Origin of the sequence: Pseudoalteromonas sp. 68 DY56-GL68 (genome assembly GCF_041414825.1) — a bacterium.
Taxonomy (GTDB): domain Bacteria; phylum Pseudomonadota; class Gammaproteobacteria; order Enterobacterales; family Alteromonadaceae; genus Pseudoalteromonas.
This window is the reverse complement of record NZ_JAOCZL010000020.1, coordinates 413,927-436,799: the sequence shown is the minus strand read 5'-3', so window position 1 is coordinate 436,799 and position 22,873 is coordinate 413,927. Positions and strand designations below refer to the sequence as shown.

The following is a 22,873-nucleotide window of genomic DNA, read 5'->3' as shown; positions in this document are numbered from 1 at the left end:
TTCGTTATCTAATTAAAATTAGAAACGAAGCGTAACACCTAGCTTGTAGCGTGCTTCACCTTCAAAGCTCCATGCTGGGTAGCCATTGCGAAGCTCTGGAACCACTTCAGCATCACTTGGTGCAACACCAATTTGAATGCTGTCTTCTTCGGTTAAGTTAACAGCTTCAAATGTTACATCAATATTATCAGTTACACTGTAGTTCGCGCTGAAATCTAATGTACCGTACGATTGGTGCTCACGGTTACCATAGAAACCAGGAAGCTCACGAATCATGTACTCTGAACGCCAGTTATAAGCTAAACGCGCTGAGTAAGTATCTGTTTCATAGTAACCCACTAAGTTTACTGTATGCTCAGATGAATCAGAGAATAGAGGAATTTGATCTGGGTAATTTTCAGCCTCAGACGGTGCATCTACAAACGTATAGTTAACTGAGTAACCAAAACCACTGTCAAAACCATCTTGAATTTGTAGCTCGATACCTTCAATTTGACCGCCCGTTGCATTCAACTTAGTTGAAAGAGTCCAGTTATCACCTTGTGTATCAGGGTCAAATACACCAATCTGTTGGTTTAAGATTTGACTAGATGTAACAAATGAAGTGATGTCTTTAAAGAAGTACGTCGCACTTACCATACCATCACCATCAAAGTACCACTCGATGCCTAAATCGGCCTGAGTTGCTTTGAATGGGTTAAGACCCACATTACCTTTTGTTAATACTTCGTTACCTGCAGTGCCATCTGAATAACCTGCAAATGAAGACGCAGAGAACATATCTGTATAGTTAGGACGTGCAATAACTTGTGCTGCAGAAGTACGTAGAATCACATCTTCAGCGATATCAAAAGCAATGTTAATGCTTGGTAAAATATCGTTGTAGCTCGCTTTATCTGTGCTTAATGTGCTTTCATAAGTACCGTTGGCAAAGCCATAGTAGTCAGATTCAGCATCTGTAGAAATATAGCGTAAGCCAAAGTTACCACGAATAGATTCTGCAGAGAATTCTGCCATTGCATACACAGCAAAGTTTTCTTCTTCAATTGTACCGTAGCCTGAACGATATACATCTGAGTCATTATCAAAGCTAGCGATAGAAGCGTACGCATCAGTTACCATTTTGTCGAAATCTGGCTCAGGAAGTGTGAAGCCTGCACCTGATGACATAGTACCTGAGAAGTATGTTTCACCATCACCTGTAGGTAATACATCAACTAACGTTGTTGAGTAAGTCTCTTGTTTAACTTCGTGATCAGCCCAGCGGAAACCTGTTTTAATAGCTGTAATCGCACCAAAATCTACTGGGAAAGTAAGATCTAACTGTGCATAGGTTTCTTCATCTGTATTAGGTTGCTTTTTAAGTGCCCAACCAGCTGGAGAAAGTGGACCTGTAAAATCTGACGGTTCAAAGTATTTGTTATTGATATCAATTTTAATTACTTCGCCAGTTGCATCATACGTACCCGCATAATCAGATGGTAAGCCAATGAAGTTACCGTAGTTTGCTGTTAAGTCTGTACCACCTTCTGATTCAGTAGTACCGAAACGACCTTTTAATGTGAAGTTTTCACCTTCATATTTAAGGCTAAAATCAGCTGTATCTGATGTCATGCTCGCAATACGCGCCCATGTTTGTACCCAACCTGGATTTGCACCTTCGCCAGTACGACGGTAGAAAGTACACGTACCTGATGCATTCGTTTGTTCACACGCTGCATCTTTATCGTCAGGGAACATCACGAAGTTTGAGGTATTTGCGTTGTTTGCATCTAACTCTAGGCTCATGATATTCAAGCCTAATTCTAGATTTTCAGTTGGACGATACTGGAATGTAGCATTTAATGCTGTACGCTCACGCTCTTGTTGGAAAGTGGTAGGAACAATGTCACCCCAACCAATTAGTGACTCAATACCATTACGTTGATAGTTCGTTTCTGCCCATGAAACTGAACCTAGAACACCAAATGTTTCTTCGTCATTTTTCCAGCTAAATAAACCTGAGATTTGCGGGTCAGTTTCTTCAGAAATCGTACCGTAATCTGCTTTAGCACTTAAGAAAGTAGTACCAGCATCAAGGTCTAGTGGTTTGCGTGTATTAACAATAACAGTACCACCTACACCACCTTCAACGATGTCAGCTTGTGAAGATTTATAAACCTGGATTTCACCTACAAGCTCAGGTGGTAATAAAGTGTAGTTAAAGCTACGGTCGATAGACTGTTGGTCGTACCAACCAGTTGATGCCACTGTTTGACCGTTTAAAAGAGTACGTGTAAGTTGGCTAGATGCACCACGGATCGATACTTGCTGGCCTTGACCGAACTGACGGTTAACTGCAACGCCCGAGATACGACCAAGCGCTTCACCTACGTCACCATCAGGAAACTTACCCACATCTTCTGCAGAAACAGCATCGACAACGCTGTCAGCAAAGCGCTTTGTATTCATTGACGCTTCAAGTGAACGGCGAATACCGCGAACTTCAATAACTTCAACGTCCTCTTGAACTTTTGTTTCATCTGCCGCATATGCAGCACCAGTGAATCCGGCACTCATTACAAGACCGATATTAACTGCTAATAAGCTTTTCTTAAAATTTTTAGCTAACACAGGATTCCCCTTGAATCATTTTGTTGGTTTTATATCACTTCTGCCCAGTGATGATGACAACGCTGTCATCTAGTAACAAACCATACACTCTAAATTACATTTGTGCTACATCTTTTTGGCTGTTTTGTGCAAAAAATTTACAACAAAATAATTAAGATATTGAAATTAATGAAATTTAATATTGAGTATTTAAGAATTGTTACATTTAAACGGCGCAAATATAACATGAGATTTGAAGTATATGAAAAGCATAGTTGAGAGTTTTTAGGTACAAAGCACCTATTTTAAGCAATTTTTGTAAGCTTTACTTTCCAGAGGTTAATTATTAGCCATAACCAAAAGTTATAAAAAAAGACTTAACTAACAATCAATTAGTTTTAAATTGGGGTGTTTTTTTATAACCACGCCAACATTGATAAATTTTATTTAACTTTTTCTGGGCAGAAAGCGTTAAGGGGATTGAGAATAAAAACCAATACCAATGACAGCGTTGTCATTTTTAAATTATAACGAGCATATTATTTAATGTCTAATGCTTTTTGTTCCTTATTTAAATAAAAAAGCGAGCCTCAAGCTCGCTTTCGTTTAATGTTTTTAAAACAAGTAATTATGGAGCCCAATAAACTTCAATATTAATTGTTGGGTGATTCAAAACAGCGCGTAAAGGCATGTCTGCAACAGCCCCGCCCTGCTTTGCTTGTTTATACACTTCAAGCTTTTCTTCGCCACTGATTAATAACTTAACCACTTTAGAATCAGCAATTGCAGCAAGTGTTAATGTCATACGCTCAGTTATCTTACCTGTAACATCACTTTCAATAGCATTAATAGCGCAAACTAAATCATTTGTAGCTAAACCATGCTCTAAACCTTCAGCATGTGGGAAAAGAGAAGCAGTATGGCCATCTGGCCCCATACCTAAAATTGTTACATCAAAAGGACGCTTTAAAGATTGGTATGCTGCTTCACATTCAGCAACACCCTTTTTTGCAGTCGCTGCGCTATTTTTCATCGTAATGAAGTTAGCTGCTGCGCCTTGGTTTTGTAATAACGTGCTTTTGATAAATGCTTCATTACTTTTTTCATGTGACGCATCAACCCAACGCTCATCAACCATAGCAACATCAATATTTGCCCAATCAAGCTCAAGGTTAGATAAGTGTTTGTACGCAGGCGCCGGTGACGAACCACCCGATACCATTAATACAGCACGGCCATCTTGTTTAATGCCTGATACTAAACTTTGCTCTAAACTTGAAGAAAGCTCAGCTGTTAACTCATCTTTAGTCGCAAAGAATTTTTCAACAATTGTTGCCATCGTATTTACGCCTTATCGCCAGTGTTAAACCATACATGATTATTTTCATCTAGTAATTCATCAGCATCTTCTGGACCCCAGCTACCTGCACGGTATAACGAAGGAGCGCCTTTTTCTTGCCAACGTTCGATAATTGGATCAATCCACTTCCACGCTTGGCGAACTTCATCACGGTGGATAAATAGTGATGGGTTATTAGCAGCCGCATCAAGCATTAAACGTTTGTATGCATCAGAATGGAAACCATTACTGTATGCTTGAGACAACTCAATATTCATTGTCACAGGCTCTAACTGCATTTCTAAATTATCAAGACGCTTTGACATAAGCGTTAATTGAATTGTTTCTTCTGGTTGCAGGCGGATCACTAAGCGGTTTGGCTCAATATTGCCAACGTTATCGCTGTATACATTGTGAGAAACTTTTTTATACTCAACAACAATTTCAGCACAACGCTTTTTCATACGTTTACCAGTGCGAAGATAGAAAGGAACACCTGCCCAACGCCAGTTATCAATATGCGCACGAATAGCAACAAATGTTTCTGTTTTACTTGCGCCTTCGTTTAATTCTTCTAAGTACCCAGGCACGATTTTGCCATCTAAATTACCAGGTACATATTGGCCTCGGACAATATTTGCATCAACATCTTCAGCAACAAGCGGACGTAGTGATTCAAGCACTTTTAGTTTTTCTGTGCGAATGCTATTGGCTGTTAATTTGTTTGGCGACTCCATTGCAACAAGACAAAGCAGCTGTAATAAATGGTTTTGTACCATATCACGAAGTGCACCTGCTTTATCGTAGAAGCCAGCACGACTTTCAAGGCCCACTGTCTCTGATAGACTGATTTGGATATTATCAATCGACTTAGCATCCCAAAGATTTTCAAACAATGAATTTGAAAAACGCAGGGCCATTAAGTTTTGTACCGTTTCTTTACCAAGGTAATGGTCGATTCGGAAAATCTGTTCCTCAGTAAAATACTCGGCAATTTTTGCATTAATTTCTTCCGCGGATTTACCACAATAACCAATCGGCTTTTCAACAACTACACGGGATGTGTCTGTGATTAGACCTTTTGATGATAAAATCTCACAGCAGCTACCGTACACAGCTGGCGGTAGTGACAGATAAAATACACGAGATTTATCAGCTTCGTGCTCATCTAAGATATCTTTTAACTTATCCCAATCAGCATCCGCTTCTGTAACATTGGTCACAACTGGCACTAAATAAGCTGAAAATGCTTTCCAGTCTTTGGCGTTATATTCACCCTTGGCAAGAAACTCTTGTAACGCTTTATGCGCTGTTTCGATGTATTCTTGTTGTTTACTTTGGTCACGTACCGTAGGGAGAATGCGAGAACCTTGAGGCAGGTTGCCCTCTTGATAAGCGCGATACATTGCAGGTAGTAATTTGCGTAACGCAAGATCGCCACCGCCCCCAAAAATTACGATATCAAATGGATTTAGCATATATCACTCTCTACATTGGCAATGCCATGTTTTCACTTTGTGCAGTGTGGCAATGCGAATTGTTATTTGGATGATTGGCGATGTTTAAAACATTTAACAAAGCCTATTGAATTTATGTAAGTAGCTTACTCATTGTTCTTATTTTGGCTGAAGTAAATGAGTCTTAGGGGCTCTGTAAATCCTCTCACAAAAATACAGGCCCTAAGAACTCCAGCGCTACCCGTTCAAAGGTATTTGGTTTACAGCTAATGCTGCGAATCTTTTACTGCTTACGATGTGTTTTATAGTAAGCGATCAGTCCATTGGTTGAGCTATCGTGTGGGTGACTCACTGCGTCATCAAATAGTTCAGCTTCAATTTTAGAGGCAAGTCCTTTACCTAGTTCAACACCCCATTGGTCAAATGAACAAATCTCTAAGATAATGCCTTGGCAGAAGATCTTGTGCTCATAAAGCGCAATTAAGCGACCCACTGTTTTTGCATCCACTTTGTCTAGTAACATTGACGTTGTTGGGCGGTTGCCTTGGTGAATCTTATGATTCAGTAATTCTGCAATTTCGGATTCCGATTTACCTTTCGCGGTTAAATCAGCCGTTACTTGCTCTGCATCAACGCCTGCCATCATGGCTTCTGTTTGAGCAAAGAAGTTTGATAATAAAATATCGTGGTGCTTGCCAACATTCACTTGCGGCTCAATAGATGCAATAAAATCAGCAGGCACAATTACATTACCTTGGTGCAAACATTGATAAAATGCGTGCTGACCATTTATACCAGTCATACCCCAAATAATAGGCACTGTAGTATAAGGTACTGTTTCGCCAGCAAAGTTTACATGTTTACCGTTACTTTCCATTTCACCTTGCTGTAAATAAGCAGGTAACATATGCAATGCTTGATCGTACGGTAAGATTGCTTGCGATGTATGACCTAAAAAGCTGGTATTCCAAACACTTAATAGCGCCATTAATAGCGGTACGTTTTGTTCAAATTTAGCCGACTTGAAATGTTCATCAACTTCAAACGCACCTTCAAGGATCTCTTCAAACGCTTCGAAGCCTAAATACAATGCGATTGGTAATCCTATCGCACTCCACAGTGAAAAGCGACCACCGACCCAATCCCACATTGTGAATACGTTTTCATCTGCAATTCCAAACGCGGCTGTCTTTTCTAAATTAGTGCTCACAGCTACAAAGTGTTTGGCAATGTGCTCTTGTGCTTGCGCCGATTGTAAAAACCATTCAACCGCCGACTTTGCATTGGTCATGGTTTCAGATGTTGTAAATGTTTTTGATGAAATAACAAAAAGCGTTGTTTCAGCATTCAACTCTTTTAATACAGAGGCAATCTGTACGCCATCAACATTTGAAACATAATGAACTTTCAATGTGTCATCGGCATAGGCTGCAAGTGCCTCAGTAGCCATTTGTGGGCCTAAGTTTGAGCCGCCAACACCAATGGCCACAACATCTTTTACGGCCTTACCTGTGTAACCTAACCACTCACCACTGCGAACCTTATTAACGAACTGCTTCATTTTTGCGAGTTCGTTGTTAACGTCATTCGTTACATTATCGCCATCAACCATAACAGGTGTATTAGCGCGGTTACGCAATGCAGTATGAAGTACGGCACGATCTTCGGTGATATTAATTTTTTCACCGGTGAACATTTTTTCACGCCATGAGCTGATATCACATTCATTCGCGAGTGCAATCAGCTGCTCGAATACTGTTTTATCTATATGTTGCTTTGAATAATCAAATAAAACACCTGGGATTTGAGCGGAAAACTGCTCGAAGCGCGAGCTGTCATTGGCGAATAAATCTTTAAGATGAATTTGTTTCATCTTTTTTGCACTGTCACTCAATGCTTGCCAACTAGTTAACTGCGAACGGTTGCTCATAAATGAAATCCCCTAAAAAACTTGCAACAATTTGATATGTAACTATCTTTTTAATTAAAAATGAATAAAGACAGCAATTAAAAACACGAAGTTGGTTAACACTAAGTTAAAATGACAACGCTGTCAATGTTCTACTTTTACATTTTATAGTCGAGATAATAGCGCAATTTTTCTCTTTTGACACCGGTATCATAAAAATTATCTCAATTATTTTACTGCTAATTTGTTTGAACATTCGATACACTAAACAACTTATATTAAATATTAATGTATTTATTAAAAATTAAAGTGCATGGGCTAACCATCTTTCAGTATTATTATAATACAATTTAAACTAACTATAAAGTAACAGTATGAAAGTAACAATAAATGATGTAGCTAAGCTTGCGGGGGTTTCCATGAAAACCGTGTCGCGAGTCATAAATAAAGAGCCATCGGTTAGAAAAAAAACCTACGATATCGTCATGGACGCTGTTAATACGCTTAACTACCAACCAAACTTAGCAGCTCGTAACCTTGCCGGAACATCCTCTTTCACTGTTGGCTTAGTTTATGACAACCCAAATGCATACTATGTTATCGATATGCAAAATGGTGTTTTATCCCGCTGCAAGGAAGAAGGTTATGAGCTGGTTATCCATCCATGCAATTATCTAGACAGCAACATGGAAGATGACTTTAAAACCATGATTAAGCGTTCTCGCTTAGCCGGCTTAGTGCTAACCCCTCCTTTATCTGAACAAAGTAGTATTATTGATATGCTCGATGAAATGGGGATTCATTACGTTCGTGTGTTATCTGGCCGCCCTACTGATGAAGAGCAAGATACCTGCATCTTTGTTAATGACTATGAAGCCGCTTACGAAATTACCTCTCACCTATTATCGCTAGGTCATACTCATATTGGCTTTTTATGTGGTGATAAAGAGCATAAATCAACAACAGAACGTTTAGAAGGTTATCAAGCAGCATTAAAAGATCACAATATTGCCCTAAATGATGAGCTAATCTACGAAGGCCAATATTCGTTTGAGTCAGGTGTTGAAGGTGCGAAAGCACTCTTGGGAACCGATAATCCGCTACAAATAACGGCTCTTTTAGGCGGAAACGATGAAATGGCAGCTGGTGCCTTATTTGCGTCACGTTTAATGGGAATTGAGATCCCTGAGCAATTGTCTATTACAGGATTCGAAGACTCGCCTTTCTCGCGTCAAACATGGCCAAAACTGACAACAGCTCATCAAGCCAATGATGTTATATCTCAGCACGCTGCTCGCCTATTATTTAGAAAGACACGAGGGGCACGGAACCAAGACAAAGAGATCATCACGACATTTACCCCGTCATTAGTTGTTCGTGAAAGTTCAGGGCCAAAAATCTAACGATTCAATACTGTTACGAAAAAGCCGCATTAACATGCGGCTTTCTTATATTAACTCACTTAATTAAATGATTAAGCATTAGTGCGAACTGGTATTGTTCGCTACAGTAACGCTAACCCACCATTTAGGTTATAAACATTCTCAAAACCTAATTGAGATAAGTTATTTGCAGCTTGTTTTGAGCGGTTCCCACTGCGACATATTAAGATATAACAATTACATTTATTTAGATGCCCCTGCATAATCTCATTAGCCATGCGGCTAAGTGGAATATTAATCACGTGAGAGTCATCAATCTTAAACTGCTCTGCGATATCAACAACACTATGCTCATAAGGCTCGCGCGTATCGATTAGATAGGTGTCCTTTTGGCAAAGCATTGCTTTTGCTTCTGTTGATGTGAGCTGTTTCATGGGCGCGCTTTCTAATGTTTCGACATAACCGCACAACGTATGATTTACAGTTTGCTTTTGCTGATCGCTTTGTTGCTTTAGCTCAATAAACTCGGCGTCAGAAATCTGCTCGTTGAGCAATTTGATTAATAGCGGATTTGTCGACTGCTGAGCATGCCAATCCATTGCGAAGCACTGTTGATAATCATGACCAGAACAAATCACTGTTTTATCATCTATGGTATTTGCAATGTACTTTAATGATTGAGCCATCTGAGCGGCATCACCACCTTCAAGCGAAGTATTACCTAACCCTCCAGGTAAAATTAAGTCTCCACAAAAACAATAACTAATAGCTTTTGTTTTGTTATCTTTGAGCAAATAACTAACACTGTCTTGACTGTGCCCTGGTGTAGCGACTTTGCTCAAACACATATCGGTTAGTTCAATCTGTTCGGCCTTAACTGGCCAGCCTAGTGCATCGACTTCACCAGCAATACAGTGTTCACCCAACTCTTTACTCAATAAACATCTTGCAGAAAGTCGCTCTTGATGTTGATGGGTGTCTAAAATAGCGTGAACTGTTAATCCTTGTGTCGCAACCATTTTTGCTAAACGCGGAATAAGTTCAATAATAGGATCGATAATCACCGCATGCTTGTTACTATCAACATATAACCAGCAGCACGCAGCTTGATGTCTTAATTGAGTTAGACCAATCGCACACACCTCATGCTGTGGTGTTGTACTGTCTGAAACAACTAAACAGTTTGCTTCAAGAATCGGTTTTAATGAACGAATTTTCTCGCACGCATAATCAATTTCTTGCTGGCTTGCTGCTGGCCCAAACGACATGCGAATGGCATTCTCACTTTGCCAATCAGATGCGCCCATAGCATCGAGAACAAAACTACGATTCGCCCCTGAGCTACATGCAGACCCACCACTGACACGAATACCCGCAGCATCAAATAAATCCATCACTTCTTTGCTTGTTAACTCATTAACCGCAAAGTTTAATGTTGTGGGTACTGAGCATGCAAAGCGGTGATTAAATGTAATGTCACCAAAGGTATCCACTAATGCTGCATGTAACTGCTTGCGATAAGCATCTAGCTGCTCAATAGGTTTAAAAACATTGTCTTCTTTATCTAACAACAATGAAAAAAGTTTATTTAACCCTGCAATACCTGGTAAGTTTTCAGTGCCTGAGCGCATGCCACTTTCTTGGCCACCTCCAGCTATAAATGGCGTATATGCACTACCCTTGCGAATATACAAAACACCTATCCCTTTGGGTGCATATAGCTTGTGCCCTGAGAATGGTGCGTAATCAATTGTCGTTTTACTGAGTGATAAGTCCGTTTTTCCTAGTGCTTGTACACAATCTACCATCCAAGCAACATCCGTATTTTTACTGCGGATCACTTTTTCAATTGCTGTTAGGTCTTGGAACACACCAGTTTCATTATTCACTGCCATGGTACAAATCATTAACGCGCGCGCCGCATGCCTAGCAATAAATTCGTGATCTAAAATGCCATTTTTATCAACGGGGATCGCAAGAACTTCAGCATTAATATCTAGCACTGTATTCCAGTGCTTAAGCGTATTAGGAACCGCTTTATGCTCTGTTGCACCATAAAGCAATACTGGGTTATCTATTTTATGATGTTTTGCGGCAATTAAAGTCGATACGACAGCCGTCTGAATACCTTCTGTTGCGCCTGAAGTAAACAAGATGTCACCATCAGTCGCCCCAATTACATCACGGGCTTTACGGCGAGTTTGCTCCAGCAAGTGCTTAGCTTGAATACCTGTAATGTGAGAGCTTGACGGATTACCAAAGCAAACTTGCATTGTATGAGAGACAATATCAGCAATTTCAGGAAGTACAGGTGTCGTTGCATTTGCATCTAAATAGATTTGCTGATTTACATCATCGGAGAAAAAAAAGTTAGCCATTAAACGCACCATATTACTAAAAGATATATCTTATAACGTATTTTACATTTTTACTGTGTATAAGAGTAATAATCAATTAAGCAGTAAAGTGCGTTTTCTATACTTTTTAATGCTAAAGAACTGGCTGAACTATTTGCTCTCTATCAAATGATCCTGCTTGCTCGACCAAGCATTTATTAACGCTTTGACAAGTGATGCTAAAGGAATAGCAAAGAATACTCCCCAGAACCCCCAAAGCCCACCAAAAAACAGCACTGCAACAATGATAAACACAGGGTTTAAGTCAACAGCTTCAGAGAATAATAAAGGGACCAACACATTGCCATCGAGCGCTTGAATAATGCCGTAAATGATCAATATGGTCCAAAACTGGGTCTCCAGACCAAATTGAAACAACGCCACAGCAGCAACGGGGATCGTTACCAATGCCGCTCCCACAAACGGAATAAGTACTGAAAGCCCAACAAGCACACTGAGTAATGCTGCATAACGTAAATCAAGCACAGCAAAGGCAATAAAAGAAGCTGTACCAACAATCAAAATTTCAAACACTTTACCGCGGATGTAATTCATAATCTGCTGATTCATCTCTTGCCATACTTGCAGGATTAAACGACGTTGCTTAGGGATTAAACGCTCAGCACTTTTAATAAGATCTTGTTTATCTTTAAGCATAAAGAAAACTAACAGCGGGACTAAAATAAGATAGATCAACCATGCTGCGACATCTTTTAAAGAAGTAAGCGAGACAGATAGAACAACTTGGCCAAACTCAATAACCTTCGTCTCTACACTACTGACAATAGATTTAACTTGATCTGTTGTGATCAGATTGGGGTAGTCTTCAGGCAAATGCATTAAGAAGGCTTTTCCTTGCTCGACCATGTGCGGGGCTTCTTGCACTAAATTACTTGTTTGCTGCCATAAAACAGGCCCCATACCAATAATGATCATTAACATTAAGCCACTAAACACCAACATCACCAACACAGTGGCTGTAAAACGTTTTAAACCGAGCTTTTCTAAATGAACAACAGGCCAATCAAGCAAATATGCAATCACCAATGCAACGAGCACAGGTACAATTAATGAGCCAAAGAAATAAAACAATGCAACTGTTGCTATTAAAAGTAATAACAGCGTAACTGAATGAGGATCAGAAAACTTATTTTCGTACCAAGCTTTAACGTATTCAAACACAAACAGGCTCCACTGTTAATTCGCCTAAATTTAGGTCAAGTCTATATTGATAATGATGTTTATCTAAAAAACGCAGCATATCATGATTTGAATGGGCAACATCAAATGCAAAAATGACTGTTTGCTTCGTTAATTGTGCCTTTTTTAGTCCTAATTTAAACTGAACAAATTGTTGCGGGCACTTAAACGGCCTCAAATCACATCTCAACATAACGAGACTATCCCGTAATAACTATGAACAATTGGTATAAGCTTTATACATTTACCAAAATAAGGTCGCTAGAATGAATCATAATTCATTTTTTTCTTAAAACACGCAAAACAATAGTTTATCCTTATTTAATAACTGGTAGTAAAGGAAACCTAATGCCTGGCACGCATAATAAAGCGCAATTACCTGCTAATCCAACTCTTAAAGAAATAAATTGGTATAAAAAGCAGATTAACTGGGGGGAGCTACCTCCGTTTTATCACATGGTTGCGTCCTCTGTGAGTGAATCTGAGGGGATTTTGAATCATGGTTTTGATAATGCAGTGAAGCGCCTTATTGATACAAGCAATTGGAATCTTGATACACTTGATGGGCACGTAACCAATTTAGGTGAAATTGTTTGTGAAAACAAACCCAGAATAGCGTTACATCAAAGCTTTACTGAGCGTGGTTTTGAGTTATGGGCTTCGCCATATGCCAAAGATTCAATTGTTGATCAATATGTCAAAGGTAACCGCTTTATGGAGTTTAAGGTATGGGATCCCATCACAATGAAAAACCTTATTCGCATAAATCAGCTACACAAATTTATTGCCTTTTACTTTGAGCGTGGCGATAAGGCCGACAAAGCCCTTATTCTTCATGCGCATAAGGTTGTGCATAAAATCATAACTTTTTTACAACGCGAGTTGAACGTTGTTAAGCTAGGTGGAGTCACAATAAAAGATTTCTATCAATTATGTGAAAAAGATAGCCGTGCATGTAGCGACGAAATAGACCTTGCTAAAATCATGCTTGGTGAGCAGATCAAAAAGGAATAAAATGCGATTTAAATCAGCCTTTATAACACTGTGCAGTGCATTACTCACAATCGTGGTTTTGCACAGTGAGCCGTTGAAGGCGCAAACAAATTTTAAACTTCCCGATTTAGGCACCTCGGCACTGCAAGCACTTCCTATTGAAAAAGAGCAAGCAATTGGTGAAGTAATGATGATGCAGATCCGAGGATCATCACCTGTTGTTAATGATCCTGTACTTGACGAGTATCTCACAACTTTAGGTCGTCGCTTAGTTGCAAATGCCAACGATGTACGTTTTCCGTTTTCTTTTTTCTGGATTAACAACTCTGAGATTAATGCATTTGCATTCTATGGTGGTCATGTTGGTGTTCACACTGGGCTTATTGCTCAAGCTGATAACGAAAGCCAATTTGCGTCAGTGTTGGGCCATGAGATAGCGCACGTAACACAACGTCATTTAGCGCGTAGACTCCAACAACAACAAGACAATAGCGCTTTAACAATTGCAGGTATGATTGCAGGCATTTTGGCAACGGTTGTCTCACCTGATGCAGGTATTGCGATTATTTCAGCAAACCAAACACAAGCCGCATTCAGCCAACTCACTCACAGTCGTGCTGCAGAGCAAGAAGCTGACCGTATTGGCATGCAAACCCTTAACAATGCCGGCTTTGATCCGCGCCAATCAAGCGAGTTTTTAACTAAACTAGCTGCGCAAATCCGTTACAAGTACAAGCCCCCTGCTTTTTTGCTTACTCACCCATTACCCGAAAGCCGCGTCTCTGATGTACGCTTAAGAGCTGAGCAATACCCTAAAAAGCATTTCTCAGATAGCTTAGAATTCAATTTAGCAAAAAGTCGTGTTATTGCTCGCTATTATCAAAAGTCTGAAGCTGCTGAGGACCTCTTTCGAAAATTAATGCGTGAAAATACTGCGTATGGCGATACTGCTCTAAAATATGGTTTAGGGATTAGCTTATTAGACCAGAAAAAACTCGATGAAGCTGCCAGTGTACTTGAGCCATTACGCAAAAAAGATCCTAAAAACTTATTTTATATCGATACCCACACTGATCTACTTATTGCGCAAGGTAAAGCAGATGAAGCAGTAGAATATTTAGCAAAATTAAATATTGATAGACCAAATAATCAAGTTATAACCCTCAACTATGCTAATGCGGCTATTGAAGCTGAGCAATACGACGTTGCAGAGCAAGTTTTAAAAACCTTTTTGCTTGCTAAACCTGATCATAATTTAGGTAAAGAATTGATTGCTAACGTTTATAAAAAGCAAAAAAACTTAGCGGCGTATCATGAAGCACATGCTGATGTTTTAGCGCAATACGGTGCCTACTTAAAAGCAGCTGACGAAATTCAAAAAGCATTAAATTTCGTCGAGCCAGAAGAGCTAGTGAAGCAGCAACGCTTAAAAGCATTGCTTACACAATATCGTCAACTACAAAAAGAGCTAGCGAGACTTTAAGTCTCGCCTTGCTTACCCTAAAATAAGCTAAATTATTAAATTAGAGAACACTCCATGTCTGTGACTATTTATCATAATCCGCGTTGTTCAAAATCACGTGAAACGCTTGCCCTTTTAGAAAGTAATAACGTCCAACCTAATGTGGTTGAGTATTTAAAAACACCGCTTGATGAGCAACAAATCGCCACGCTAGTAACGCAACTTGGTTTTACCTCGGCACGTGAATTAATGCGCACAAAAGAAGACATCTACAAAGAGCTTGAGCTTAAAAACGAACAAGACGAAGGCAAGCTAATTGCAGCGATGGCGGCAAACCCTAAATTAATAGAGCGTCCTATTGTAGAGCACAATAATAAAGCTGCGCTTGGTCGTCCACCTGAAAACGTATTAAGCGTACTTTAATGTCACTTAACATTGTTGTGTTATACCACTCAAGTCATGGCTCTGTAGAAGCCATGGCCCACGAAATTGCAGAGTCAATTGAACAGCAAGGTGCAACAGCCTTACTGCGCACCTTTGTTAAACGCCAAGCTCACGATATTGTCATAAGCAAAGACGACCTTATTCATTGTGATGGTCTAGCCTTTGGCACCCCTACCCGTTTTGGTATGATGGCATCACAAGCGAAAAGTTTCTGGGAAACAACCAGTGATCTGTGGCTAAAAGGACAATTGATCGATAAACCAGCCTGTGTTTTTTCGTCATCAAGCAGTATGCATGGTGGTAACGAAGCAACCTTACTTAACTTATCATTACCTTTATTACACCACGGCATGATGTTACTAGGCGTGCCATACGATGTGCCCGAATTACTGAGCACAGAGACAGGTGGAACCCCATACGGTGCAACACATGTTGCTGGTACTAACAATAGTAATGTTCTTAGTAAAGATGAAATGAAAATTTGCCACAGTGTTGGAAAACGTTTGGCGCAGATTGCGAGTAAACTACAATGAGCACAAACTCAGAAGTAACCCCCCCTATTGCCAAAAAACCGATTACAAAACGTTTTCAACGATTTGCATTAACCGGTTACATCGGCTTATTAATTTTAATGCCTATTTGGTTATTCCTAATTGCTCCTAGGGAAGGCCATAGTAATGCCTTTATATTTGTTGTTTATATAGTGCCATTACTCTTACCATTAAAAGGGATTATTCAAGACAAGCCCTACACATATGCGTGGGCTAATTTTATTGTCATGTTCTATTTTATTCATGGCTTTACACTACTGTGGGTCGCCCAAGATCAACTTTTTTGGGTACTGTTAGAGTTAACTTTTGCTAGCCTCATGTTTATTGGTTGCACGTATTATGCGCGCCATCGTGGGCAGGAATTAAGGTTAAAAATACGTAAACTCAAAGAAGAGCTTGCTGAGGAAAAAGCAGCCCACGAGCACGACAAATAGTCACACCATGTGTTTAGCACAGTTACAAGTAAAAGATCCACCTTCTAAAGAAGGTGGCTTTGCATTAGCCCCCTAGAAGGGGGCGTTGTTTACTGCAGTGTTAACTGCGCCTGCTCTTGCACCTCTTCCTTTTCTTGGTGCCTGAAATACCGTCTTATTATTTCTTCATTTATCCCTACAGTATCTACGAAGTACCCTCTCTGCCAAAAATGGTTTCCCCATAACTTGTTTTTCCTTAAGTATGGATATTTGCTAAATAGCTTTAGAGCTATTTTTCCCTCTTTAAAGCACCCATTAGTTTCGAGACTGATAACTTCGGCGGTATCTTTATTACCAAATGAACATGGTCAACCTGCACGTTTAACTCGACTACTTTGCACCCTAACTGCTCACAATACACTTGTATGCACCTGTAAACATCTCTGCCTACTTTGTTCTTCAATATTCTGAACCTATACTTTGGTGTCCAGACTATATGATATTGACATCGCCAATACACATGCGATGCTTTCTCGTATCTACTCATGTTTTTTCCTTATATGACTTCGCTAAAAATCAAGTAAGGAATTAACATGAGTATTTTTTCAGGCAAAGCCTAAATGATGATAACCACCTACTGAAGTAGGTGGTTTAGGGCCGAAAATAAAAACGGCAACTATAAGTTGCCGTTTTTATTTAAACCAATTCGGATAAAGTTGCTAATGCAACAATACTGGCTAACCCCACTTGAGCAATCAAGCTAAACAATGAGAATAATCTCAGTAAGAATAAACCCCAAGGATGGCGTAAATGTGGATAAAGTGCGCAACGCTTTAAGCTCGTTGCAAAAAAGAAACACAAAATAGCCACCAAAGTGAAGCTCAGTGTTAATTCACTTTTTATTGCAATACTGTCATCAAAAAAGAAGAATAACTGCATTGGCAGCAACAAGGTAACAATTGCGTGGAGTAGGTGCACTTTCTTAACACGATCAAATTGCCCCTCTGGTGATAATTCTTTAATGCCAAATTCACGCTCAAGACATTTTACAAGGCTATCTGCTTTTATACTCACCGCCAGGCGATAGCAGCTTAAACCATCGTTATTGCGTACACGATAATCAAAACCTTGTTTTAGTAATAACACTAGTAATGGTTCATTTTCAGCAAGCACGGCATAGTGTAATGCTGTATTACCTTTTATATCCTGAATCGTTTTATCTTGATGCTCCAGCAAAGTCTCAACAACATTGACGTAGCCCTTCTCTGTAGCCCACATAAATGCTGTTTTGCCGTTTTCATCTGCCAGTGTGCCCGTTGCTCCTTGCTCAATAAAACGTTTTGCCATTGTTTGCTTAGCACTCTCGTGGCTTAAGTGAGCTAACAATGCTTGCTCAAGAAGCGAAGCTGAATCGACATCCGGCGAGACTAATTTTAATAACGTGAAATAATCCTCACCAAGGGCGACTTTTTCTGCAGCAAGTTCTGTTAATTGCTCAAGGTCAGTGACTGAATCAGGTATAAAACCACTGAAACGCTCTCTAAAATCAACTTCTGTCCACAGAACTAATACATCATCCGCGGACATTTTCGCACCTTGACTTAACACATGTTCAATAACAGTAAAATAGCGGCGGTTAAATAATTGACGAATGAGAGTAATTGGCGTTTTAACCGCAGATTGCGCAAATGCACTCGCATATTGTTCTAATCGTTGGCAAAGCATCAGCACAAGCGTTTCAGGCGTGTAATCGTTTTCATAAAAGTGAGACTTCATTGCATTGATATAATGCTGCGCAGCTTCATCAAACTCAGAAATATGCTGAAAATAACATTCCTCAAATGGCTCAAGGGGTGTTAGCCAAGAAAGATAATAGATAGGAGGTAATACAGTCGTGCATACACCATCGTCTTCATTGGTAGATTGGCATGCAGGCCAAGCTTCTAACGCATCTAAAATATAGGCCCCATTTTGTTCGACTAATCCTTTGATCAGTAACGGGTATTCCTTTGGCCAAATCAGTACATTTTCCATTAAAAAAACACAACTCCGCTGCACATTATTAGATGTCTTATTAAGCTACAAATTATGCCAAAATTTAACTGACACTGCGCTTAATATCACGACCAATAAAAACAGTATCTAATGATACTAAGGTAAGAAGAAAAGTGCCTTAATTCTACCACAGAGGTTAAGAGGTGCTAGCGTAAAGTCAGTGATTTTTAAAGAAAATAGAAAAGCAGTAGCACATGGATACACTGACTGCTTGGTTGGAGACTAAATAAACCTAAACTTACTGAAAATATGTCTTTAACGTAAGTCTAGGTCTAAGCCTATTTGCTGGCTAATTCTTGAGTAACTTCGTCAATACCAACTTGGCTGATACGTTGCAAAACCTCTTTTTGCTTAGCACTCAGTAAAGAAATCCCTTCAGCAACGATATCGTACACTTTCCATTGCTTATTCTTACTCTGGCGTAGCTTAAAATGAAGGTCTATAGTTGGCGCATTCTCATCCACAATTTGTGTTTTAACGGTCGCGTAGTCACCATCTACTAATTGTGCTTGATCAAAGATAACTTTTTGACCTGTGTATTTCATTAACGCACCAGCATAAGTAACAGTTAAATAATGCTCAACCGCTGAAATAAAGCTAACAGCTTGCTCACGGCGCAACCCCTTAATATGCTTGCCAAGCAACTTATATGAAACAAACTTAATATCCATATGCGGTAGCAAACGTTTTTCAACAATGTCCGCCATGGCTTGTGAGCTTGCATCACCTTTTGCGTTTACACTTGCAATGTCTACAAATAAATCAGCGGTCACTGACTCTAACAACTGTTTTGGAGAATTCAGTTGGCTAGCAAAGACACTTGAAGCAAATAGCGCAGTGACAAGTAAAAAGGCGTTAATTAATTTGGTCATGATATGCACTTACCGTTGAAAATTTGAGCCAATATACCGATATTAGCCCCAAATAAAAAGAAACAATCCGACACCTTTTTAATGCCAAATCCGCACCAATCGATTTTTGTTTTAGTTTTCAGTTAATTGCTAAAAAAACTAAGTAAATGCACAGTAGGTGTGTATTTTTGCACATTGAAAAGCCCCCTTAGCCACCCCTATTTACATGCTCATAGTCACTATGAGAAGTCCCGATATGAAAACTACACACATTTTAAACGCCCTAACATTCGTTATAGCAGCTAGTTTAACAACGCCTGCTTTTGCAAATTCAAATCATGGTTATGCCATTGACTATATTCAAGGCGAAGGAGATGTAAAAGGGGTAAAACTTGCCTATCAATATCACATCCCCCAAGAGCAACTCCCTTTTCAGCATGCACGCCTCTACTTCGAATCAAGCTTTAATATTTGGCAATATGGTAAAGAAAACAGCCATCAAACTAACCTAGTTTTAGCCATGTCTCCTGTTATTCAATATCCTGTTTTTAGTGTTAAAAACATCCCTGTTTCAGTGGAGTTCGGGATTGGCGTCTCTTTGTTAGATGACACCCATTTTGCAGGTAAGAACGTTAGCACTCACTACCAATTTGAAGATAGATTAGGGCTCGTCGCAGACTTAGGTGATAATACTAGTTTAGCATTAAGATACTTACATTATTCTAATGCGGGCTTCAAAAGCCCGAACCCTGGCCTTGATTTTATATCTCTGTCTTATGCTAGACGCTTTTAAGTGCTATTATTTATCAAAATTGACTAGTTGGGTTTGAGCATGGAAACATGGCAAAAAATTGCAATTGTTGTTGCGGTTTTCGGCGTTGTTATTGGTAACCTCGCCTTATTAAAACACGCTGCAAAAATGGATTTTAAAAAACCACAAAACGCTGATGATAAAGATAAAAAAAGCCCTGATTAGTTATCAGGGCTTCATAATAATATCTAAAGACTCACTCAGACCAACCAATGAGCCATTAAAACGATAACAGGCAGTGTCACTAACGTTCTTAAAATAAATATCAAGAATAGCTCAACGATATTCACTGGGATTTTACTACCCAGTAATAAGGCACCTACTTCAGACATATAAATTAATTGCGTCACACTCATTGCCGCAATAATGAAACGCGTTACATCACTTTCAATACTACCTGCGGCTAAAATAGACGGAATAAACATATCAGCAAATCCCACCATAATAGTTTGTGCAGCGGCTTCTGCCTCTGGTACCTGCAATAGTTCTAAAAATGGTACGAATGGTTTACCCATATACTCAAAAATTGGCGTATATTCGGCAATAATAAGCGCAAATGTACCCACAGCCATAACCACAGGTAACACAGCAAAAACCATGTCAAGGGCATTGTGAATCCCCTCTTTTAAAGTACCAAAGAAACCTGGCGCAGTTCTAGCCTTTGCAAGTGCAACATCAAGCGAGTGCGTTATCAGTGTTTTTCCTTCTGGCACTGCTTCTGCATGCTCATCAGGTTGAGTACCATCAACATATAAATCTTTCTTAAAACGTAAAGGAGGCAAGCGAGGTACTATGAGTGCGGCAACAAAGCCAGCTAGACACACAGTCAAATAGAAAGGAGCAAATAAGTGCTCTAATTTAACTTGGCCAATTACAACTAAGCAAAAAGTGATTGATACAGCAGAAAAAGTGGTACCAATAATCGCTGCTTCGCGTTGGGTGTAATGTTTATCTTCATATTGGCGTGCAGTCATCAAAATTCCCACACTACCGTCGCCTAACCAAGATGCTACACAGTTAACTGCGCTGCGCCCTGGCACACCAAATAATGGTCGCATTACTTTCGTCAATAAGGTGCCGACAAGCTCTAACAGACCAAAATTTAATAATAGAGGAAGTAATAACCCTGCTAATATAAATACTGAAAACAACACAGGAAGCAGATCATTTAGAACTAGAGCTCCCGTATTTTTGGAAGTAATCATTTCAGGCCCATACTGGGTATAGGTCAATAGTATAAACACCATACCGAATAGGCGAACACTGAGCCACAACCAACTTACGTCAAACAAATGCTTAATTACAAACACCTTTAAAAGTGCTTTAGGCTGAAATAATTTAATAACTAAGGAAAGCACACCCGTTATACATACAATAGTGGTTATTAAACCTAATGCGAATGGTGCTATCCATTGCTGAACTCCCTTTGCCATCACAGCAATAGGAATAGTCATTGCCTCACCTATGGGCACCGGCGTCATAAACAAAAAGACACCTATAAGTGAAGGAACGAAAAAGGTAAACAAAGTTCGCAAGTTACTGCGATTTGCAGTGTTTAAGTTAGACATATTTTCAACCTGTAAAAACCACAAAAAGAGCGGTGAGGCTCTTTCTGTGGTGGTTTTAACTTTTATAATTATTAAATATTAATACCGCGCTGGCGCAGCGCATTTTCTAGTGCTTGTTGTAGGTCATTCATTGTACCTGGCTCTAATGTAGTTCCTTCAGAGTCCATCCATGTCAGACTCGTACCGCCTTCATTTGTGCGACTTACAAGTATTTGGTATTGGCCATTTTCGATTGGTAACTCTGCTAATTCTTCACCCCAAATTGAATCCCAAACGCTTGACTCAGGCTTCTTGTAATCAGCCGTAATCAAACCTCTTTCTTGGTCAATTTCAACAATCGTGAAAGATAAACGCTCTAAGAAACCAGAAAAACGATCAAATACCACAAAGTAATCTTGTTCAGTCACTAATGCAGCGTTGCCTTTGTTATCAAATCCCATTTCAAGAGAAATAATACCTTGTTGCTTACGCATTTCGACTTCAAGTTGACGATAACGGTAATCAAACTCAGCAATTACTTGATTAAGCGCTCGCACTTCAAGCTGTTGCTTTAAAAGTGGCGTAAGCTCTTGCGAGTCACTTTTAAAATCAACCAATTTGCTGCTTAATGATGCCGTACGCTGGTGAGATTTTTCTTCAATTGTAAACAAGAATCGCTGTTGTGAAACGTCTGCTTCATCTTCCCAAAACCAAACATCTTCTGGTTTGATGATGCTATACCAATCAGTCTCAATACTGCCAAGCAACTTGTCTTCCTTCGTTGCGCGAGTATTCTCTTCATGTAATACAGCGTTAATTGAGTCCCAAATAAACTCGTCTAAGTCAACAATGCCGTCATTTTTGTCAAAGTATACGCGAGCATCTTTATCACCCTCTTCTACCCAGCTACCCTGAGCAATAGTGATAACTTGTGCGGGTGGACGATAATTTTTTGCTTCTGGATCGTTGTCATATTGAGCAACATCCATTTTATAGGTCAGATCTTGAGCTGGCTGCGCAAGTCCTTCAGGCGCTTTAACCGGTTCGTTAGCACGATAATTACGTTTGTGATGTGCTTCGTCAGTAAAGACACCGCACCCTGTTAAACTAACCATTACGCTTACTGCAAGCGCCTTTGAGATCCAATACTGCACAGATATTTCTCCTTAGCAAACCCTTAATTTTTTTAACAAATGTATGAGTGGGTAATGCCGATTTGGTTCACTGTAAAATCATTTTTGACTTTACATTTTTTGTTTTTATGCAAAAAACCCTAATCAATATGGGTTAACGCGTAACCACTATGTTTGCTTATCGCCTTGCAAAATTTTAACTATGGTACTTTCAGATGCCCCTAAAAACAAGAAAGAGCGTACTTTATTAATGGCTTAATTAATCACCGCTATCGTCTATTCGGTAAATTATGTTAAACTTCGCCGCCGTGCGGTATTAAACTCACGTGAAATCAAAG

The 22,873-nt window shown here is 39.5% G+C and carries 18 protein-coding genes and 1 pseudogene; 8 read left to right on the top strand and 11 right to left on the bottom strand.

Features of this window, described 5'->3' with window-relative positions:
• Nucleotides 1-18: 18 nt before the first annotated feature.
• The 4 genes from NYF15_RS13855 to pgi form a co-directional block, all read right to left on the bottom strand.
• A complete protein-coding gene (locus tag NYF15_RS13855; protein WP_341802980.1) occupies nucleotides 19-2,613 on the bottom strand; it encodes a TonB-dependent receptor in 2,595 nt (864 codons plus the stop codon).
• 607 nt (nucleotides 2,614-3,220) lie between these two features.
• Nucleotides 3,221-3,931 carry a 6-phosphogluconolactonase gene (gene pgl / locus NYF15_RS13850; RefSeq protein WP_193987536.1) on the bottom strand — a complete coding sequence of 237 codons (711 nt, stop codon included), beginning with the start codon at nucleotides 3,929-3,931 and terminating at the stop codon, nucleotides 3,221-3,223.
• 5 nt (nucleotides 3,932-3,936) lie between these two features.
• A complete protein-coding gene (gene zwf / locus NYF15_RS13845; RefSeq protein WP_341802981.1) occupies nucleotides 3,937-5,409 on the bottom strand; it encodes a glucose-6-phosphate dehydrogenase in 1,473 nt (490 codons plus the stop codon).
• A gap of 262 nt (nucleotides 5,410-5,671) precedes the next feature.
• Nucleotides 5,672-7,318 carry a glucose-6-phosphate isomerase gene (pgi, locus tag NYF15_RS13840; RefSeq protein WP_371353850.1) on the bottom strand — a complete coding sequence of 549 codons (1,647 nt, stop codon included), beginning with the start codon at nucleotides 7,316-7,318 and terminating at the stop codon, nucleotides 5,672-5,674.
• 353 nt (nucleotides 7,319-7,671) lie between these two features.
• Between pgi and NYF15_RS13835 the strand changes: the two genes are divergently transcribed.
• A complete protein-coding gene (locus NYF15_RS13835) occupies nucleotides 7,672-8,700 on the top strand; it encodes a LacI family DNA-binding transcriptional regulator (protein ID WP_130150655.1) in 1,029 nt (342 codons plus the stop codon).
• Nucleotides 8,701-8,801: 101 nt separating this feature from the next.
• Here NYF15_RS13835 and NYF15_RS13830 read toward each other — a convergent pair whose 3' ends face one another.
• Nucleotides 8,802-11,057, bottom strand: coding sequence for an aminotransferase class V-fold PLP-dependent enzyme (locus NYF15_RS13830; protein WP_371353849.1), 2,256 nt, complete (start codon nucleotides 11,055-11,057; stop codon nucleotides 8,802-8,804).
• Nucleotides 11,058-11,186: 129 nt separating this feature from the next.
• Nucleotides 11,187-12,257 (bottom strand): AI-2E family transporter, encoded by a 1,071-nt coding sequence (locus NYF15_RS13825; RefSeq protein ID WP_130150653.1) that lies wholly within the window; start codon nucleotides 12,255-12,257, stop codon nucleotides 11,187-11,189.
• A 366-nt stretch (nucleotides 12,258-12,623) separates the two neighbouring features.
• On the opposite strand from NYF15_RS13825, the gene NYF15_RS13820 reads away from it, so the two are divergent.
• From NYF15_RS13820 to NYF15_RS13800, 5 genes are read left to right on the top strand one after another with little or no spacing between them, the layout of a single operon-like run.
• Nucleotides 12,624-13,289 (top strand): hypothetical protein, encoded by a 666-nt coding sequence (locus NYF15_RS13820; protein ID WP_130150651.1) that lies wholly within the window; start codon nucleotides 12,624-12,626, stop codon nucleotides 13,287-13,289.
• Nucleotide 13,290: 1 nt separating this feature from the next.
• Nucleotides 13,291-14,751 (top strand): M48 family metalloprotease, encoded by a 1,461-nt coding sequence (locus tag NYF15_RS13815; protein WP_130150650.1) that lies wholly within the window; start codon nucleotides 13,291-13,293, stop codon nucleotides 14,749-14,751.
• A gap of 54 nt (nucleotides 14,752-14,805) precedes the next feature.
• Nucleotides 14,806-15,153, top strand: a complete 348-nt coding sequence (gene arsC, locus NYF15_RS13810) for an arsenate reductase (glutaredoxin) (protein WP_062569933.1) — start codon at nucleotides 14,806-14,808, stop codon at nucleotides 15,151-15,153.
• On the top strand, nucleotides 15,153-15,707 hold the full coding sequence (wrbA, locus tag NYF15_RS13805; protein WP_062569932.1) for an NAD(P)H:quinone oxidoreductase: 555 nt from the start codon (nucleotides 15,153-15,155) through the stop codon (nucleotides 15,705-15,707). Before arsC ends, wrbA begins: the two co-directional genes overlap by 1 nt.
• Nucleotides 15,704-16,159 (top strand): DUF2069 domain-containing protein, encoded by a 456-nt coding sequence (locus NYF15_RS13800; protein WP_371353848.1) that lies wholly within the window; start codon nucleotides 15,704-15,706, stop codon nucleotides 16,157-16,159. The genes wrbA and NYF15_RS13800 overlap by 4 nt, the downstream gene beginning before the upstream one ends.
• Before the next feature lie 89 nt (nucleotides 16,160-16,248).
• Here the strand turns inward: NYF15_RS13800 and tnpA are convergent.
• From tnpA to NYF15_RS13785, 3 genes and pseudogenes are all read right to left on the bottom strand, one after another.
• Nucleotides 16,249-16,685 (bottom strand): annotated as a pseudogene (gene tnpA, locus NYF15_RS13795) (IS200/IS605 family transposase).
• A gap of 149 nt (nucleotides 16,686-16,834) precedes the next feature.
• Nucleotides 16,835-18,172, bottom strand: a complete 1,338-nt coding sequence (locus tag NYF15_RS13790) for an ankyrin repeat domain-containing protein (protein ID WP_130150648.1) — start codon at nucleotides 18,170-18,172, stop codon at nucleotides 16,835-16,837.
• Nucleotides 18,173-18,471: 299 nt separating this feature from the next.
• On the bottom strand, nucleotides 18,472-19,065 hold the full coding sequence (locus tag NYF15_RS13785; protein WP_062569929.1) for a phospholipid-binding protein MlaC: 594 nt from the start codon (nucleotides 19,063-19,065) through the stop codon (nucleotides 18,472-18,474).
• Between the two features lie 235 nt (nucleotides 19,066-19,300).
• Between NYF15_RS13785 and NYF15_RS13780 the strand changes: the two genes are divergently transcribed.
• Nucleotides 19,301-19,837 (top strand): acyloxyacyl hydrolase, encoded by a 537-nt coding sequence (locus tag NYF15_RS13780; RefSeq protein ID WP_130150647.1) that lies wholly within the window; start codon nucleotides 19,301-19,303, stop codon nucleotides 19,835-19,837.
• A gap of 39 nt (nucleotides 19,838-19,876) precedes the next feature.
• Complete coding sequence (locus NYF15_RS13775) at nucleotides 19,877-20,020, top strand: DUF2897 family protein (RefSeq protein ID WP_371353847.1); 144 nt, start codon at nucleotides 19,877-19,879, stop codon at nucleotides 20,018-20,020.
• A 35-nt stretch (nucleotides 20,021-20,055) separates the two neighbouring features.
• Here the strand turns inward: NYF15_RS13775 and NYF15_RS13770 are convergent, their stop codons facing one another.
• Together NYF15_RS13770 and bamC are read right to left on the bottom strand one after the other, a co-directional pair.
• Nucleotides 20,056-21,423 carry a YjiH family protein gene (locus NYF15_RS13770; protein ID WP_341802987.1) on the bottom strand — a complete coding sequence of 456 codons (1,368 nt, stop codon included), beginning with the start codon at nucleotides 21,421-21,423 and terminating at the stop codon, nucleotides 20,056-20,058.
• Between the two features lie 71 nt (nucleotides 21,424-21,494).
• On the bottom strand, nucleotides 21,495-22,556 hold the full coding sequence (gene bamC, locus NYF15_RS13765) for an outer membrane protein assembly factor BamC (RefSeq protein ID WP_130150644.1): 1,062 nt from the start codon (nucleotides 22,554-22,556) through the stop codon (nucleotides 21,495-21,497).
• Nucleotides 22,557-22,873: the final 317 nt, after the last annotated feature.